This window comes from Variovorax sp. P1_G12 (assembly GCF_056405555.1).
On record NZ_JBFUBW010000024.1, the window covers coordinates 74,677 to 89,893 of the forward strand.

The following is a 15,217-nucleotide window of genomic DNA, read 5'->3' on the forward strand; positions in this document are numbered from 1 at the left end:
GCGCGCGTCCAAAGAAAAAGGGCGCAGAGCGCCCTTTTTTACGGAGGAGAGGAGTCGCTGCGACTCAGCGGCCGAAGGAACGGCCACCGCCGCCGCCGCCGCCGCCGCCGTAGCCGCCACCACCGCCGCCATAGCCGCCGCCCGATCGGCCACCGCCGCCCGAACGACCGCCGCCACCGCCGGAACGGTTGCCGCCGTAGCCGCCACCGCCACCGCGACGGCCACGGCCGCCACCCAGGCTGTCGACGCTGGTGCGCAACGGATCCGGCTGTCCCTCGCCGCCCGCCACCGCTTCGGCACGCAGATGGGCCACCGCGTCGGCTTGCGTCGGGCTGTGGCTGTTGCCGTGATGGCGCGGCTGGCGCTCTTCATGCGGCAGATGGTTCTGATGGTGCGTCGGCGCATGGTGCGGCGTGCGCGCCGGTCCCTGCGTGCCGCGTGCCGGGCCTTGGCCACGGCCGCCCTGGCCGCCACCGTTGGCATTGCGGCCGGCCGGGGCGCCCTGGCCCTGTCCGTTGCCGCCGCTGCGACGCTGGCCGCCGCCATTGCCGCCGCCATTGCCGCCGCCGCCACCGCTGCGTTCGCCCTGGCCTGCCTTGTTGTCGCGGATGCGCTGCATCATTTCTGTGCGCGCGGCCTTGGCCGCCGCCTGCATCACGTCACGGCTCGGCGGACGGCCGGCGCCGCCCCAGATGGTCTGGCGGCCCATGGCGATCGGTTCGGCGCGCTCGCCTTCCTCGGGACCGAAGCCGTCGATGACCTGCACGGGAATCGTCTGCTTGGTGAAGCGTTCGATCTCCTGCATGAAGCCTTCTTCGTCGAGGCAGACGAAGCTCACGGCCTCGCCGCTCGAACCGGCGCGGCCGGTGCGACCGATGCGGTGCACATAGTCTTCGCTGACGTTCGGGATCTCGTAGTTGACGACGTGCGGCAGCTCGTCGATGTCGATGCCGCGGGCCGCGATGTCGGTGGCCACCAGCGCGCGGATCTCTCCGCTCTTGAAGCCGGCCAGCGCCTGGGTGCGTGCGCTCTGGCTCTTGTTGCCGTGCAGCGCCATCGCCTCGATGCCGTTCTTGGTGAGGAATTCGGCCACGTTGTTGGCGCCGAACTTGGTGCGGGTGAACACCAGCACCTGGCTCCACTTGTGCTCGTTGATGATGTGCGCGAGCAGCGCCTTCTTCTTGCCGCGGCCGACCGGGTGGATCACCTGCGTGATGCGCTGAACGGTGGTGTTGCGCGGCGTGACCTGGATGCTCTGCGGGTTCTTGAGCAGCGTGGCGGCGAGGTCGCGGATCTCGTCGCTGAAGGTGGCCGAGAACAGCAGGCTCTGCTTTTCCTTCGGCACCAGCGCGAGGATCTTCTTGACGTCGTGGATGAAGCCCATGTCGAGCATGCGGTCGGCCTCGTCGAGCACCAGCATCTGCACCTGCGACAGGTCGAGCATGCCTTGCTGCTGCAGGTCGAGCAGGCGGCCGGGGGTGGCCACCAGGATGTCGACGCCGCTCTTGAGCTTGCTGATCTGCGGGTTCATGCCGACGCCGCCGAAGATCACGGTCGAGGTCAGCTGCAGGTACTTGCCGTAGGTACGAACGGATTCCTCGACCTGGGCCGCGAGTTCGCGCGTGGGGGTCAGCACCAGGGCACGGATGCCGGTGCCGCCGAACTTGTTGGTGGCGCTGCGGCTCATCGTGAGCTTGTGCAGCAGGGGGAGGGTGAAGGCAGCGGTCTTGCCGGTGCCGGTCTGGGCGCCGCCCAGCAGGTCATGGCCGTCGAGCACGGCCGGAATGGCCTGGGCCTGGATCGGCGTGGGGATTTCATAGCCCTGCTCATGCACGGCCTTCAAGATGGCCGGGGCCAGCTTCAGTTCATCAAAGTTCATTGAGTTCAACAAGCGCCCTACACGGCGCAGTGGTATCCACCCGCTCGGGCGTCACATCGGACGACGAGCCAGTAAGGGCAGATGGGTCAGGAGTGGGAGCCTGACAGCCTGCAAAGGCCGTCTTCGTCCCCGGCAGAGAGCCGGCGTTGCGGGCAACTGGACCCGGCAACAGGTGCTATTGTCTCATGAGTTGGGGTTGACCCTCGTTCGAGGATGTTGCGTGGGGCCATCGCAGCGGGAGAGAGCTCAATCACGCGCATCGCCATCGCGATCGTTTCGGGTCGGTGCGCAAGCGCGATGCGCGTCGTCGAAAGGTTGCGGATCGCCTCGTTGACCTCCTTCTCCTTGTCCACGTGGATCCTGCTGGCGCGGGCGTTGTACCGGCAGCCCGGCATCCTCCTGCTTGATGAGGCCACGAGCCATCTCGCGGCAGCCGATGTTTCTGGTGCCGCGCGAGAAGCGTCGGCTGCCGAGCCGATGAAAATGACTGGCGGCGTTGTTGAAGCCGCCGTTGCCAGCCCCAAATGAGGCTCTGAGTTAGACTCGGCAGGCATTTCGCGCCAGCGCGCAGCAGCAGCAAGCGCCTGTCACGCCGAAACTCCCTTCGATCCAGCGCACGGGCGAGGCGACCCCTCCCGATTGCCGAACCGGACTTGCGCGCCGGGTCGAGGCCGGTTTTCCCACCTTTCCAGCAGCCCATCACCGAGTAGCAATAGACATGGCCCAGTACGTCTACACCATGAACAAGGTCAGCAAGACCGTGCCGCCCAAGCGGCAGATCTTGAAGGACATTTCGCTGTCGTTCTTCCCCGGCGCCAAGATCGGCGTGCTGGGCCTGAACGGCTCGGGCAAGTCGTCGCTGCTCAAGATCATGGCCGGCATCGACAAGGAGATCGATGGCGAGGCGCTGCCGATGCCCGGTCTCACGATCGGCTACCTCGAGCAGGAACCCAAGCTCAACCCCGAGCACACGGTGCGCGAGTCGGTCGAGGAAGCGATGGGCGCGGTCTACAAGGCCAAGGCGCGGCTCGAAGAGGTGTATGTGGCCTACGGTGCCGAGGATGCCGATTTCGACGCGCTCGCCGCAGAGCAGGCCGAACTCGAAGCCATCATCGCGACCGCCGGCACCGACTCCGAGCACCAGCTCGAGATCGCAGCCGACGCGCTGCGCCTGCCGCCGTGGGACGCCAACATCGGCGTGCTGTCGGGCGGCGAGAAGCGCCGCGTCGCGCTGTGCCGCCTGCTGCTGAGCAAGCCCGACATGCTGCTGCTCGACGAACCGACCAACCACCTGGACGCCGAATCGGTCGAGTGGCTCGAAGTCTTCCTGCAGCGCTTCCCGGGCACCGTGGTGGCGATCACCCACGACCGCTACTTCCTCGACAACGCCGCCGAGTGGATCCTGGAGCTGGACCGAGGCCGCGGCATCCCCTGGAAGGGCAACTACAGCACCTGGCTCGAGCAGAAGGGCGAGCGCCTGGCGCAGGAGCAGAAGGGCGAGGAAGCCCATGCCAAGGCCCTGAAGAAGGAACTCGAATGGTCGCGCCAGAACCCCAAGGCGCGCCAGGCCAAGAGCAAGTCTCGCCTGGCCCGCTTCGAGGAACTGAGCGATTTCGAATACCAGCGCCGCAACGAGACGCTGGAGATCTTCATCCCGGTCGCGGAGCGCCTGGGCAACCAGGTGTTCGAGTTCAAGAACGTCAGCAAGTCCTTCGGCGACCGCCTGCTGATCGACAACCTGAGCTTCGAGGTGCCCGCGGGCGCGATCGTCGGCATCATCGGCCCGAACGGCGCCGGCAAGTCGACGCTGTTCAAGCTGATCGCCGGCAAGGAGCAGCCCGACAGCGGCGAGGTGGTGGTCGGCCAGACGGTCAAGATGGCCTTCGTCGACCAGAACCGTGATGCGCTGGCCAACGAGAAGACGGTCTGGGAAGACATCTCGAACGGCCTCGACATCATCAATGTCGGCAAGTTCCAGATGGCCAGCCGGGCCTACGCCGGGCGCTTCAACTTCAACGGCGCCGACCAGCAGAAGAAGGTCGGCACGCTGTCGGGCGGTGAGCGCGGGCGGCTGCACCTGGCCAAGACCCTGATCGCGGGCGGCAACGTGCTGATGCTCGACGAACCGTCGAACGACCTCGACGTCGAAACCCTGCGGGCGCTGGAAGACGCGCTGCTCGAGTTCGCCGGCTCGGTGCTGGTGATCAGCCACGACCGCTGGTTCCTCGACCGGATCGCGACCCACATCCTGGCGGCCGAAGGCGACAGCCAGTGGACCTTCTTCAACGGCAACTACCAGGAGTACGAAGCCGACAAGAAGAAGCGCCTGGGCGAAGAAGGCGCCAAGCCGCACCGGATGCGCTTCAAGGCGCTAAAGTAGTCAGGCGAAATGACCCGGGCGCGTCGCGGCGCCCGTCCGAAGGAGCGTGCAATGGCAGCAGCGACTCGGTACTTTCTTGCGATGGCCCTGGCCGCCCTGGCCGGTTGCGGGGGCGGCGGTGGGGGCGCCAGCGTCTCGGTCGCCGCCTTCGGCGTTAGCGCCATCGCGACGCCGGCCCCGGCCCCGCCGGCCGGCAGCGTCGCCACGCCGCCTGCTGCACCAGCACCTGCACCGCCCGCGGCGTCGACGATGTCGGTCAAGGTCACCGAGCTGGCGACCGGCCTCGATACCCCGTGGGGCCTGGCCTTCCTGCCCGATGGCCGGATGCTGATCACCCAGCGCGGCGGCCAGCTGCGGCTGCGCAATGCCGACGGTTCGCCGGTCAACGGCGGGGCCGACCAGGTCGCCGGCCTGCCGCCGGTCGCCGCGGTGGGGCAGGGCGGCTTGCTCGACATTGCGGTGGACCCGGACTTTGCGAGCAATCGCCGCATCTATTTCAGCTTTTCCGAGCGCGACGGATCGAATCCCGGTCTCAACGGCACCGCGGTCGCACGAGCCGAACTCGATGCGGCCAACCGCGGCCTCGTCAACCTCACCGTCATCTACCGGCAGTCGCCCAAGGTCGACAGCACGGCGCATTTCGGGTCCCGGTTGGTGTTCGATCGCAACGGCTATCTGTTCGTGACGATGGGCGAGCGCCTGCTCGACACCCAGCGCGGCTTCGCGCAAGACCTCTCGCGCGGCAACGGCAAAGTGGTGCGCATCACCACCGATGGCGCGGCCGCGCCGGGCAATCCTTTCGCCGCGACCCCCGGCGCGCAGCCCCACATCTGGAGCTACGGCCACCGCAACCCGCAAGGGGCGGCGCTGCATCCGGTGACCGGCGAGCTCTGGACCAGCGAGCACGGCCCCCAAGGCGGCGACGAGCTCAACCTGACCCTTGCCGGCCGAAACTACGGCTGGCCCGTGATCAGCTACGGCCAGGAATACGGCACCCTCACGCAGGTCGGCGTCGGCACGGCGCAGGCCGGGCTCGAACAGCCGCTCACCTACTGGGAAAAGAGCGACGGCTCGGCCTGGACCCCGGGCACGCCGAAGTCGTCGATCGCGCCGAGCGGCCTGGCGTTCTACACCGGCGACGCGCTGCCCGACTGGAAGGGCAATCTCTTCGTCGGCGCGCTGGCCGGCACCGCGCTGTGGCGGCTGACGCTGGACGGCAATGCCGTCATCGCCCGCGAGCGGCTGCTGGCCGACCGTGGCGAACGCATCCGCGACGTGCGGCAGGGGCCCGATGGCTGGCTCTACCTGCTGACCGACAGCAGCAACGGCAAGCTGCTGCGGTTGCAGCGCCAGTGAACGCATCTCCAGTCGAAAGTTGTTGTTTTTCCGTGTAACAGTTGATGTCGTAAAATCTGCGCACTTTTTTAGTGCGAGCGGGATATCGGCATGGGCATGGGGATGGGGATGGAAATGGCGCGGCGCTGCCGCGGCCTGGTCTTGGTTTTTTTGGGGAGTCTGGGGTTCGGCGGTCCGGCATTCGCAGTCACGGTGTCCCTCGCGGGCTTCGCGTACTCGGGCGACGCACAGAGCATCCCGAGCCGCTTTCCGTATTCGCAGCGCTTCGCGGCCTCGCTCGGGGGGACGGGTGTCAATGACCTGATCCGCCAGGCGGTGGCGACGCAGCCGCCCCGGGCCTTCGAGCTCGACACCGTCAATCTGGCCGAGCTCAAGGGGCGCGACCAGTCGATCACGGTGGCGCTCGTGATGAGCGGCGAGACGGTCTCGACCGAGCAGTTCGGTGCCTATTCCAAGCTGTTCATCCAGCTGCGCGCGCAGGCGATGTTCTTCGACTTCAAGACGATGACCGTGCTGCGCGCCTATCCCTTCAGCGTGGCCTATGTGGACCTGTTGGACCATGCGCCGACGGAGGACGAACTCGCCAGCCGCGTCCGCACGCTCTATCTTGGTGCGGGCACGACGCCCGGCATCGTCGCGCGCTTCGCCGATGCGCTGGGCCGCGCTTCGCTGCCGAGCCAGGTGCCGCGCTTCCTGCAGGTCTCCCAGGCCACGGTGAGCGACGAGGCGCGCAAGGCGCTGCCTGCCGCGCTCGCCGCCCAGCCGGGCGTGGCGGAGACCTGGGTCGCGGACATGCTGAGCGAAGCCATCTCGAGCCGCACCGGTGTGCCAATCCTTCCGTATGCGAAGGGCCATGCGATCGGCCAGGTGATGTCGATGCGCATCGCGGACGGTTCCGTGTACGAACTCAAGCTGCCGGAGCCCGACTACGCGATCGTGGTCGACGTGTCGCGCTTCGGTCGCTTCGAACACGCCAAGGTCGCCGCCGGCACGAGCTACATCTATGCCTCGAAGGTGCAGCTGAAGATCCACCAGCCGCTCTCCGGCCGCGTGTACCTCGAATCCGAATTCAAGAACGGCGAGGTCAAGACGGTTCCGTCCTCGCAGCAGACCGTGGACGATTTCCCGGCCTACAGCGACAGCCTGCGCGGCCTGTTCACCAAACTCTCGAACGTCCTCGCCGGCCCCGGCGACGCCTGGCTCAAGGATGCCGCGGCGAACAAGGACATCGACAAGCAAATCACGGCCACCAAAGAGGTACTCAATCTATGCAAGTAATCCGCAACGTCTTCCTGATGCTGCTTATGGCCGCGGCGGCCTTCACCACGCAGGCGCAGGTCGCCAACGCGCGCGGCAAGGCTTCCGTGACCTACCAGGGCTCGGTGTTCGGCAGCAAGGCCTCGGCCGACGACAAGCAGAAGGCCTTGCGCGAAGCGCAGGTCAAGGCGGTCGAGTTCTACTACGCCGAGGCGGGGCAGGCGGAGTCGGCCAACTTCGATGCGATCCGCGATCGCGTGGCCGCCAATCTCGACAAGTTCATTCTCGAGACGACGGTGCTGGACGAACAGGACCAGACCGACAAGCAGGTCTACACCGTCACCGTGCGCACCTCGATCAACGTGGCGCAGCTGCGCAACGCGGTCAAGGCCGGCTCGGCGACGCAGGCCGTGGCGAAGGGCGACAAGTCGAAGCTGACCTTCCTGTTCGTCTCGCGCCAGGTCGACTCGGAGAAGAGCTTCGACGACCGTGTCTACCAGCGCGTCGATCGCGGCGTGAAGGTCGACGCCAAGCGCTCCGACGATCGCAGCGGGGTCGAGGGCGAGTCGATCGGCAATGGCCGGATCGGCACCAATGCATCGGTCAAGCGCTCGACCTCGATCGACGCCAAGCGCACCGACACGATCGAGACCGGCGGCAGCACGACGCGCAAGTCCAGCGAATCCACCTGGCGCATCTTCCCGAGCGCCAACCTCAACTCGGTGTTCACCGGCGTCTTCGCCTCGGCGGGCTTCAAGGTGCTCGAAGCCGCCTTCGTCGAGCCGTACACCAACGGCCTGCTGAAGATCAAGAACGTCGAGAACGACTACAAGAGCGGCAACGACCTCGACCCGGCCACGCTGCGCGACGTCGTGCGCGGCCTGCAGGCGGCCCAGGTGCCGTACCTCGCATTCGGCACGCTCGACGTCGGCCTCGCCGACACCGATCCCGCCAGCGGCCTGAAGCGCGTGGCGGTGACCGTCACCGGCAAGATCCTTGATCTCAGCAGCGGCATCCCCGAAAACCTGTCGACGGTCGGCCCGGTGCAGTACGCCGGCGTCGGCCCGACCGAAGCCGAAGCGCGCGGCAACGCACTCAAGAAGGCCGCCGACAGCGCCGCGCGCGAACTCGTGAGCCAGGTCACCAACATCGGCCTGCGCTGATGCGCCGGTCTTTCTTCTTTCTTCCCTTTTCTCTCTCGAACGTCATGAAATTCAACGCCATTGCGCTTGCCTGCGTCCTCGTCTCGTCCTCGGCCTTCGCCCAGTTGTCCATGCCATCGATCGGCGGCCTGACCGGCGGCGGTTCGTCGTCGGCGCCCGCGGGCAACGAAGGCGCCCAGCAGGATCAATTGGTGCGCGCCTATGTCGCCGCCAACAAGGAGGTGCTGGTGGCCCAGTCGAAGATGGCGGAAGCCGTCGGCCTCAAGGAATCGGCGGCCAAGCTCAAGTCGACGGCGGATGCGCTCGGCGACGGCGCGACCAAGGGCAACCTGTCGGATGCCGACAAGATCCAGAGCGATTCTTCCAAGGAAATCAGCGAGCGCCTGAAGGACGGCAACCTCAAGATGGATGCCGAGTCGCAGGCGCTCTACGCCTCGGGCATGGCGTCCCTGGGCACCGGCGTCATCAAGTACGTCGGCCTGCGCCCGCACATCACGAATTTCGCCAACACGCTCAAGGCATCGCCCATGCTGGCCATGACCAAGCTGAGCTCGGGCGCCTACGTGGTGACGAACTTCCCGGGCAATGCCAAGAACGTCTACGACACGCTGAGCGTCTCGACGGCCTACGCGAAGAGCCACGACATCCCGGTGCCGACCGACGCCACCAAGGCGCTGGGCTCGTTCTGATCCCATGAAGCTCAACCGACTCGCACTGGCCGCGCTGGTGGCTCTTTCGGTGGCGGCCTGCGACAAGGCCAAACCGCCCGAAGCTCCCGTGGCCGCCACACCGCCGGCGACTCCGGCAGCACCGGTGGCGCCGATGCCCGACGTGGGCAAGGTCGGCACCGTGACGGTGAACGCCAAGGGCGCCGGCGCGTCGGCGGCCGAAGCCGTCGATGAAGCCATCCGCATGGCGCTCAAGCAGGCCAACGGCCAGACCGTGGACCTGAGTTCCGAGCAGTTCAAGGTCACGCTGTCGCTGGCGCACGGCAAGGATGCGGAAGCGCTGCGCGCCAACGCGTTCGCCGAGCACATCGTGCAGAGCGCCGGCGGCGCCATCACGGGATTCAAGGTCAAGCAGCTCGACGGGCCGGACAGCCGCGGCTTCTACAAGGCCGACATCGACGCCGAGGTGGCCAAGTTCACGCCGGCGGCGGCCGACAGCAAGAAGCTGAAGATCGTGATCGCGCCGCTGCGCTTCGACACCGAAGCGTTCGCGGTCGGCGGACGCAGCGTGCCGGCCGACAAGGTGGCCGAGGACCTGCGTCAGCAGATCCTCGCGGCCCTGACCAACACCGGCCGCTTCACGGTGCTCGACCGCGACCTGGGCGGCGAGGTGGCACAGGAGCTCGACCTGATCTCGTCGGGTCAGGCGCCGCGCGCCGAGTTCGGCAAGCTGGGGCAGGCGATGAGCGCCGACGTGGTGTGGGTCGGCAAGATCAGTTCCTTTGCCTACAACCGCCACGCGCGCAAGCTGCAGACCAGCGACCGTGAGCTGGTGAGCTACTCGGGTGGCTGGGCCGTCTCGCAGAAGCTGGTGAACGTGGCGACGCGCCAGGTGATGCTGTCCGAGTCGCTGCGCGGCGAGGCGCCGAGCGTGGCCGCCACGACGCTGGGCACCGGTGTCGACGGCGCCCAGGTGAGCGAGGGCATGCAGAACGACATCGCCAGCCGCATCGTCTCGGGCATCGTCTCGCGCACCTTCCCGGTGACCGTGATTTCGCGCGAGGGCGATGCCGTGGTGCTGAGCCAGGGCGGCCATGCCGTTCGCGAAGGCGCGCGTTACCGGCTGGTCCACATGGGCAAGGAGATGTTCGACCCGCAGACCAACCAGTCGCTCGGTCGCGTCGAGTCCGACTGCTGCGAAGTCGTGATCGACCGCGTGACGCCGAGCATGGCGCAGGGCCGTCTCGAGCGCGTGCAGATGAATCTCGATGGCCTGCAGCCCGGTGCGCTTCAACTGCGCGGGGTGGTGTCGGCGCGCGTTGCCGCGGCGACGGACAGTTCGGCCCCACCGGCGGCCGCGACGGTCAAGCCGAAGCAGGCCGTGCCGCGGGCCGCGACTGCGCCTGCCGCGGCGAAAGCGCCCGCCGTCGACGACAAGTGGTGAGTGGGTGAGTTGCCGGCCCTCGGGACATCGCCCGAGGGTCAGGCAGCTTCCGAAGCGAAGGGCCGTCCACGTTGGACCTCGCCCGGCGCGCTCGCCAGCACCCGCTTGCGGACCGTGTGGATGTTGTTGCGCAGCGCATAGAGCTCGTCGGCATACGAGAGCGGCACCGCGACCTTGTTGACCACGCGGTCGAGCTCGGCCAGTTCCTTGAGCAGCGCGTCGGCGTCGCCCGTGCGGGCGTCGAGCTTGTGCTCGACCTCGCGCAGCCGCGCGTACCAGCGGAACACGCGGCGCCGCACCCGGAACTGGTAGAGCGGCGGCACCACGCGCGACAGCGGCAGCATCAGCACCAGCAAGCCGCCCAGCACCAGCCACATGCGCTCCACCAGGTTGCTGGCCCAGAAGGGCAGGTAGCGCTGCCAGAACGCCGGCGTGCCGTTGATCGCGCGGTCGCCCTCGGGGCTCACCGGCAGTTCGCTGGTGCGCGTGTTGGGGAAGTCGCGCGCCCGGTTGAACCAGCCGGCGCCGCCGTGCAGGGTCTGGGCGGTCTGCGCGAACAGCTGGCGCAGTGCGGGATGGGTTTCCTCGCGCGACAGCAGCGAGGTGGTGGCGGCGAGCAGCGAGACGTCGTGCGAGGGCAGGTCGGCGGCCAGGTCGACCACGCCGCGCGGCAGGGTCACGGGCTGCAGGAAGGCGAAGCGCCGCGAGTAGGCGTCGCTCTGGGCGAAGTCCATCAGCTGGATGTCGGGTGCGCGCAGCAGCTTCTGGACCAGCGGCGACTGCGGGGCCGAGGCCAGCACGACGACGTCGAGCAGGCCGGCCTGCAGCGCCTCGGTGGCGGGGGACTGCTCGAGGTTCGACAGGTTCAGCGCCGCCGGATCCATGTGGTTGGCGCGGAACATCCGGTCCATGATGTCGGGCACGCCGCTGCCGGGCTTGTCGACGTTGATGCGCAGGTCCTTGAACTGCGTCAGCGACGTCAGGGTGCCGGTCTTGCGGTCGATGCGCTTGGCCGCATCGGTGCGGTAGAAGAACCACAGCGGCTCGAAGAAGAGACTGCCGAGCGAAGTCAGCCCGCCTTGCTCGTCCTTCACCGGGTCGGCGCTGCCGCCGCGCACGAAGGCAACGTCGGCGCCGTCGCTGCGCAGCAGTTCCAGGTTGTCGAGCGAGCCGTCGGTGGGCTTGAGCTCGACCTCGATGCCATTGGCCTTGAGCGCCTCGGCGTAGCGCTTGCCGAATCCGGCATAGGCGCTGCCTGCGGGCCCGGTGGCGAGCACCACGCGCTGGGGCGGCTGCGGCTGCAGCCACCAGTAGGCGGCGACCAGCAGGGCGATGACGAGGAAGATGACGGGCCCGGCGGAGGCGATCAGGTCGCGGATCGAAAGCAGGAACAGGCGGATGGCTTGGGGCATGCGGCGGCAGGTTGGAACAGGGCTCGTGAACGCCGCGGGCGCGGCAGCGGCATTTTCTTTGCTTTCCGGGCCGGGTTGGTTACAAAGCGCGTGAAAAACTCGCGCGAGCCACGGGCCTAGCAAGGCTTCGGAGATGCGTCAATCCATCCGCGGGGTTATTGATGCGCCGGCCGTACGCGTGCCCAATGCAAGGACCGAAGCTCTCGCGCTCGCCGGACCATGAAGAACCTCAAGACCCGACTGCTGTCCACGGCCCAGCTGCTGCTGGCCCTGCTCGCGATCGCCGCGCTGCTGCTGATCGCCGGGCGCGACCTGTTCACGCTCATCTCGCCGGTGAAGCTGCTGCTGTATTCGGGGCTGGGGGCGCTGCTGCTGATCGGCGTCGTGTCGGTGCAGGCCGCGGTGCTTCGGATCCTGTCTTCCGCCGGGTGCGCTCAGGGCAGGTCCGCGGCCGCCGGGAAATAGCTCTCGCCGATGCGCAGCGAGCGCGCGGCCCGCACCGCGCGCACGGTCGCCAGTGCCACGACTTCGGCCGCCATCGTGCTGAGCACCGTCATGCCCGGGGCGTCATCGCCCTCGAGCGGCACGCGGCCGGTGGCCAGCGCAAACAGCGTATCGCCGTCGCTCATCGTGTGGACCGGATTGATCGCGCGCGCCAGGCCGTCATGGGCGACGGTGGCGAGCCGGTTGGCCTGCACCTTGGTCAGCACCGCGTCGGTGGCGACCACGCCCAGCGTGGTGTTGGTGCCGGCCAGCAGCGGCTTCGGCAGCTCGCCGCGCAGCAGGGCGCGGCGGGTGTCGAGCAGTGCGCTGCCATCCTCGGTGCGCGCGCCAGCGACGACCTGCGCGGTGTCCGGGTCGATCACGTCGCCGAGCGCGTTGCAGGCGATCAGCGCGCCGACCGTGACGCCCTTGACGGTGATCGATGCGGTGCCGATGCCGCCTTTCATCGCCCGATCGACGCCGAACAGCTTGCCGACCAGCGCGCCGCTGCCGGCGCCCACATTGCCTTCGGCCGGCGCCGCCCGCGATGCCGCCTCGCAGGCGGCATAGCCGGCGTCGGCGTCGGGCCGGATGCGTGCATCGCCGACCGGCAGATCGAACAGCACGGCGGCCGGAATGATCGGCAGGGTGCCGAAGCGCACGTCGAGGCCGATGCCCCGCTCTTCCAGCCAGCGCATGGCGCCGTCGGCGGCGGCCAGCCCCCAGCCGCTGCCGCCCGCGAGCATCACGCCGTGGACCTGCTGGACCAGGTTGCCCGGCGCGAGCAGGTCGGTCTCGCGGGTGCCGGGCGCCGCGCCCCGCACGTCCACACCCGCGACCGCGCCGTCGCGCGCGAGGATGACGGTGCAGCCGGTGGGCCGGCGGGGGTCGGAATAGTGGCCGACCTCGATGCCGGCGACGTCGGTGATGGCGCTGGGCGCCGCGAGTGAAGATTGATCAGACATCGGCTGCGATTATCGGGCGATTGCCGCGCGGCTTGCCGATCCCGGCCGCCGCTGCGATGATTCAAACCCTGAAGTCACTTGAAGGTCATCCAATGACGACTGCGAATTTCTCCGGAACGCCGGCTTACCGCATCGGCGATGCGGCGGCGCGCAGCGGCGTGACCGCGGCCAACATCCGCTACTACGAGAAGGAAGGGCTGATCGCCCCGCCGGGCCGGGGCGACAACAGCTACCGCTTCTACAGCGACGGCGACGTGCACCGCCTGCGCTTCATTCGCCTTTGCCGCGCGATGGACATGTCGCTCGACGAGGTGCGCACGCTGCTGGCGCTGGACCTGCGCAGCAAGGCCGATTGCGATGCGGCCTGCGTTGCGCTCGACGCCCATCTGGGCCACGTGCGCGAACGGCTGCGCGAACTGCGCTCGCTCGAGAAGGACCTGATCGCCCTGCGCGACTGCTGCGACGGCACTGACGCGATGTGCCACATCATCGAGACGCTGCATGCGCGCGCCGATCACCAGCCCGCGGCACTCCCCCAGCGGGCACGCGCCGCGCGCCACGTCTGAAACTCAACGCCCCGGTTTGGCCGGCAGCGGGACGCCGCGCTCGCCGAGCAGGTCGCGCAGGATCGCCGGGTCGTCCGTGATGATCCCGTCCACGCCCCAGTCCAGCAGCCGCGTCATGTCGGCGCGCTGGTTCACGGTCCAGGGCAGCACGGCCAGGCCGAGCGCATGGGCGTCCTGCACCAGCGCCGGCGTGAGCTCACCGTAGGCCGGCGACCAGATCACCGGACCGCCGCCGTCGCCGGCCGCGGCCTTCACGAGCTTGGGCGCCGAACCGAAGTCCTCGATCTTCAAGCCCGCGGTCCAGCGGCTGTCCTTGAGCGTCCGGGCGCTCGTCAGATAGGCGCGCGGCAGCCCCGGCGCGTCGCGGCCGACGAGGGCCAGAGAGCGCCAGTCGAAGCTCTGGACCGTCACGCGCTGCGCCATGCCGGCCTTGTCGATCTCGGCCAGCAGGGCGCGGACCATCTGTTCGGGGGATGCGGTTTCTTCCGGGCGGCCCGGGTCCAGCTTGGTCTCGATGTTGAAGCGGACCGCGGTCGCGCCCAGTTGATTGACGCGCGCGAACAGCGCGGCGAGTGTCGGAATGCGTTCGCCATCGGCCCAGAGCTGCTTGGGGAAGGGCTTGCCGTAGCTGCTCGCGGGATCGATCCGGCCGACGTCGTAGGTCTGCAACTGCGCCAGCGTCATCGAGCGGATGGACGGTCCCTTGGCCTTGAGAAAGTCGCCGCGGGCATCGCGCGTATGGTCGGGGTTCAGCACCGTGTCGTGCGAGATGACCACCACGTTGTCGGCGCTCAGGCCGATGTCGAGTTCGAGCGTCGTGACGCCGATCTCGATCGCGTGGGAAAACGCGCTCAGCGTGTTCTCGGGCGCCAGCGCGCGGCCGCCGCGGTGCGCCTGCAGATCGACATTGCGTGGCGTGGCGGCGGGGGGCGCCGCACACCCGGCGATCAACATGGCCGAAGAGACGAGGCCGAGTGCGAAGCGGCGCGAAGTGCGAGTCAGCCCAGGCAGGGGGAGAGCAAGAGATAGCGCGGAACCGGCTTTGCCGGGCCGCTGGTATCGCCCCCTCGAGGGGGAGGCGCCGCAGGCGCTCCGGGGGGGAGTCATTTCAGTACCACCGTGATGCCGTCTTCTTGGACCGTGATGTCGCCGATCTCGTAGGTCTTGCGCCCGACGGTGAGCTCTTCGGGCTTGAAGGTGCGCAGCGGCTGGTCGCGCAGCAGCTCCTGGGCGACCACCGCGCCGATCTGCTGCAGCCGCTCGGCATCGCGGCCGGTCAGGCCCTGCAGTTCGATCCGGTCGGCCTGCGGCCGGTCGAGCCGCACGGCACGCGCAGCGGGGTCGTACTTGAGTGCGCTGCTCACCGAGACGAGGCCCTCCACCGAGGGCGGCCGCAGCAGCGGGCTGGCGATCGAGAGCACCGCGGTGATCGCCGCCCGGTTGTTGCGGGCGTCGAGCGACAGCTGTGGGTCGCGCAGCGCCACCGTGAAGATCTCGGCATAGCGCTGCTGAACCGGGAAGCGCTTGGCTACCTGCGCCTGCAATTCATCGCGGCTGGCGGTGTATTCGCTGGTGAAGAAATTGAAGCCGGCCAGCGCGGCGAGCGGGGCGGGAAGGGCCACGACGCCCAACAAGGTGCGCAGC

At 68.3% G+C, this 15,217-nt stretch carries 14 protein-coding genes; 9 read left to right on the forward strand and 5 right to left on the reverse strand.

Annotation, left to right across the window (positions count from 1 at the left end):
• Positions 1-64: 64 nt before the first annotated feature.
• A complete protein-coding gene (locus AC1D2O_RS24945; RefSeq protein ID WP_478158074.1) occupies positions 65-1,879 on the reverse strand; it encodes a DEAD/DEAH box helicase in 1,815 nt (604 codons plus the stop codon).
• 297 nt (positions 1,880-2,176) lie between these two features.
• Here AC1D2O_RS24945 and AC1D2O_RS24950 point away from each other — a divergent pair, with 297 nt between their 5' ends.
• From AC1D2O_RS24950 to AC1D2O_RS24980, 7 genes are all read left to right on the forward strand, one after another.
• On the forward strand, positions 2,177-2,407 hold the full coding sequence (locus AC1D2O_RS24950) for a hypothetical protein (protein WP_478094566.1): 231 nt from the start codon (positions 2,177-2,179) through the stop codon (positions 2,405-2,407).
• A gap of 190 nt (positions 2,408-2,597) precedes the next feature.
• Positions 2,598-4,259 (forward strand): energy-dependent translational throttle protein EttA, encoded by a 1,662-nt coding sequence (gene ettA / locus AC1D2O_RS24955; protein WP_478158075.1) that lies wholly within the window; start codon positions 2,598-2,600, stop codon positions 4,257-4,259.
• Positions 4,260-4,310: 51 nt separating this feature from the next.
• Positions 4,311-5,615, forward strand: a complete 1,305-nt coding sequence (locus tag AC1D2O_RS24960) for a PQQ-dependent sugar dehydrogenase (protein WP_478092808.1) — start codon at positions 4,311-4,313, stop codon at positions 5,613-5,615.
• A gap of 192 nt (positions 5,616-5,807) precedes the next feature.
• Positions 5,808-6,893 (forward strand): hypothetical protein, encoded by a 1,086-nt coding sequence (locus AC1D2O_RS24965; RefSeq protein WP_478092810.1) that lies wholly within the window; start codon positions 5,808-5,810, stop codon positions 6,891-6,893.
• Positions 6,884-8,035: a hypothetical protein gene (locus AC1D2O_RS24970; protein ID WP_478092812.1), complete on the forward strand. Its 1,152-nt coding sequence runs from the start codon at positions 6,884-6,886 to the stop codon at positions 8,033-8,035. Before AC1D2O_RS24965 ends, AC1D2O_RS24970 begins: the two co-directional genes overlap by 10 nt.
• Positions 8,036-8,079: 44 nt before the next feature.
• Complete coding sequence (locus tag AC1D2O_RS24975; protein WP_478158076.1) at positions 8,080-8,724, forward strand: hypothetical protein; 645 nt, start codon at positions 8,080-8,082, stop codon at positions 8,722-8,724.
• 4 nt (positions 8,725-8,728) lie between these two features.
• Positions 8,729-10,147, forward strand: a complete 1,419-nt coding sequence (locus AC1D2O_RS24980) for a CsgG/HfaB family protein (RefSeq protein ID WP_478092815.1) — start codon at positions 8,729-8,731, stop codon at positions 10,145-10,147.
• A gap of 38 nt (positions 10,148-10,185) precedes the next feature.
• On the opposite strand, the gene AC1D2O_RS24985 is transcribed toward AC1D2O_RS24980, so the two are convergent.
• Entirely contained in the window at positions 10,186-11,559 is a 1,374-nt protein-coding gene (locus AC1D2O_RS24985; protein ID WP_478158077.1) for a TAXI family TRAP transporter solute-binding subunit, read from the reverse strand.
• A gap of 219 nt (positions 11,560-11,778) precedes the next feature.
• Here AC1D2O_RS24985 and AC1D2O_RS24990 point away from each other — a divergent pair, with 219 nt between their 5' ends.
• Entirely contained in the window at positions 11,779-12,024 is a 246-nt protein-coding gene (locus AC1D2O_RS24990) for a hypothetical protein (protein ID WP_478094175.1), read from the forward strand.
• On the opposite strand, the gene AC1D2O_RS24995 is transcribed toward AC1D2O_RS24990, so the two are convergent.
• Positions 11,994-13,007, reverse strand: coding sequence for a P1 family peptidase (locus tag AC1D2O_RS24995; protein WP_478094173.1), 1,014 nt, complete (start codon positions 13,005-13,007; stop codon positions 11,994-11,996). The two genes, AC1D2O_RS24990 and AC1D2O_RS24995, sit on opposite strands and share 31 nt — an antisense overlap.
• Positions 13,008-13,099: 92 nt before the next feature.
• Here AC1D2O_RS24995 and AC1D2O_RS25000 point away from each other — a divergent pair, with 92 nt between their 5' ends.
• Positions 13,100-13,573, forward strand: a complete 474-nt coding sequence (locus AC1D2O_RS25000) for a Cd(II)/Pb(II)-responsive transcriptional regulator (protein ID WP_478094171.1) — start codon at positions 13,100-13,102, stop codon at positions 13,571-13,573.
• A 3-nt stretch (positions 13,574-13,576) separates the two neighbouring features.
• On the opposite strand, the gene AC1D2O_RS25005 is transcribed toward AC1D2O_RS25000, so the two are convergent.
• Together AC1D2O_RS25005 and AC1D2O_RS25010 are read right to left on the reverse strand one after the other, a co-directional pair.
• The gene (locus AC1D2O_RS25005) at positions 13,577-14,527 is read right to left on the reverse strand and encodes a glycerophosphodiester phosphodiesterase (RefSeq protein ID WP_478158078.1); all 951 of its coding nucleotides are present in this window, start codon (positions 14,525-14,527) and stop codon (positions 13,577-13,579) included.
• 149 nt (positions 14,528-14,676) lie between these two features.
• On the reverse strand, positions 14,677-15,195 hold the full coding sequence (locus tag AC1D2O_RS25010) for a DUF1439 domain-containing protein (protein ID WP_478090880.1): 519 nt from the start codon (positions 15,193-15,195) through the stop codon (positions 14,677-14,679).
• Between the last annotated feature and the right edge of the window lie 22 nt (positions 15,196-15,217).

Bases quoted from the DNA above. Each gene is read 5' to 3' on its own strand.
- AC1D2O_RS24985 (WP_478158077.1), bottom strand. From the start codon at position 11,559: ATGCCCCAAGCCATCCGCCTGTTCCTGCTTTCGATCCGCGACCTGATC.
- AC1D2O_RS24990 (WP_478094175.1), top strand. From the start codon at position 11,779: ATGAAGAACCTCAAGACCCGACTGCTGTCCACGGCCCAGCTGCTGCTG.
- AC1D2O_RS24980 (WP_478092815.1), top strand. From the start codon at position 8,729: ATGAAGCTCAACCGACTCGCACTGGCCGCGCTGGTGGCTCTTTCGGTG.
- AC1D2O_RS24995 (WP_478094173.1), bottom strand. From the start codon at position 13,007: ATGTCTGATCAATCTTCACTCGCGGCGCCCAGCGCCATCACCGACGTC.
- ettA (WP_478158075.1), top strand. From the start codon at position 2,598: ATGGCCCAGTACGTCTACACCATGAACAAGGTCAGCAAGACCGTGCCG.
- AC1D2O_RS24960 (WP_478092808.1), top strand. From the start codon at position 4,311: ATGGCAGCAGCGACTCGGTACTTTCTTGCGATGGCCCTGGCCGCCCTG.
- AC1D2O_RS24970 (WP_478092812.1), top strand. From the start codon at position 6,884: ATGCAAGTAATCCGCAACGTCTTCCTGATGCTGCTTATGGCCGCGGCG.
- AC1D2O_RS25005 (WP_478158078.1), bottom strand. From the start codon at position 14,527: ATGTTGATCGCCGGGTGTGCGGCGCCCCCCGCCGCCACGCCACGCAAT.
- AC1D2O_RS25000 (WP_478094171.1), top strand. From the start codon at position 13,100: ATGACGACTGCGAATTTCTCCGGAACGCCGGCTTACCGCATCGGCGAT.
- AC1D2O_RS24945 (WP_478158074.1), bottom strand. From the start codon at position 1,879: ATGAACTTTGATGAACTGAAGCTGGCCCCGGCCATCTTGAAGGCCGTG.
- AC1D2O_RS24950 (WP_478094566.1), top strand. From the start codon at position 2,177: ATGCGCGTCGTCGAAAGGTTGCGGATCGCCTCGTTGACCTCCTTCTCC.
- AC1D2O_RS24975 (WP_478158076.1), top strand. From the start codon at position 8,080: ATGAAATTCAACGCCATTGCGCTTGCCTGCGTCCTCGTCTCGTCCTCG.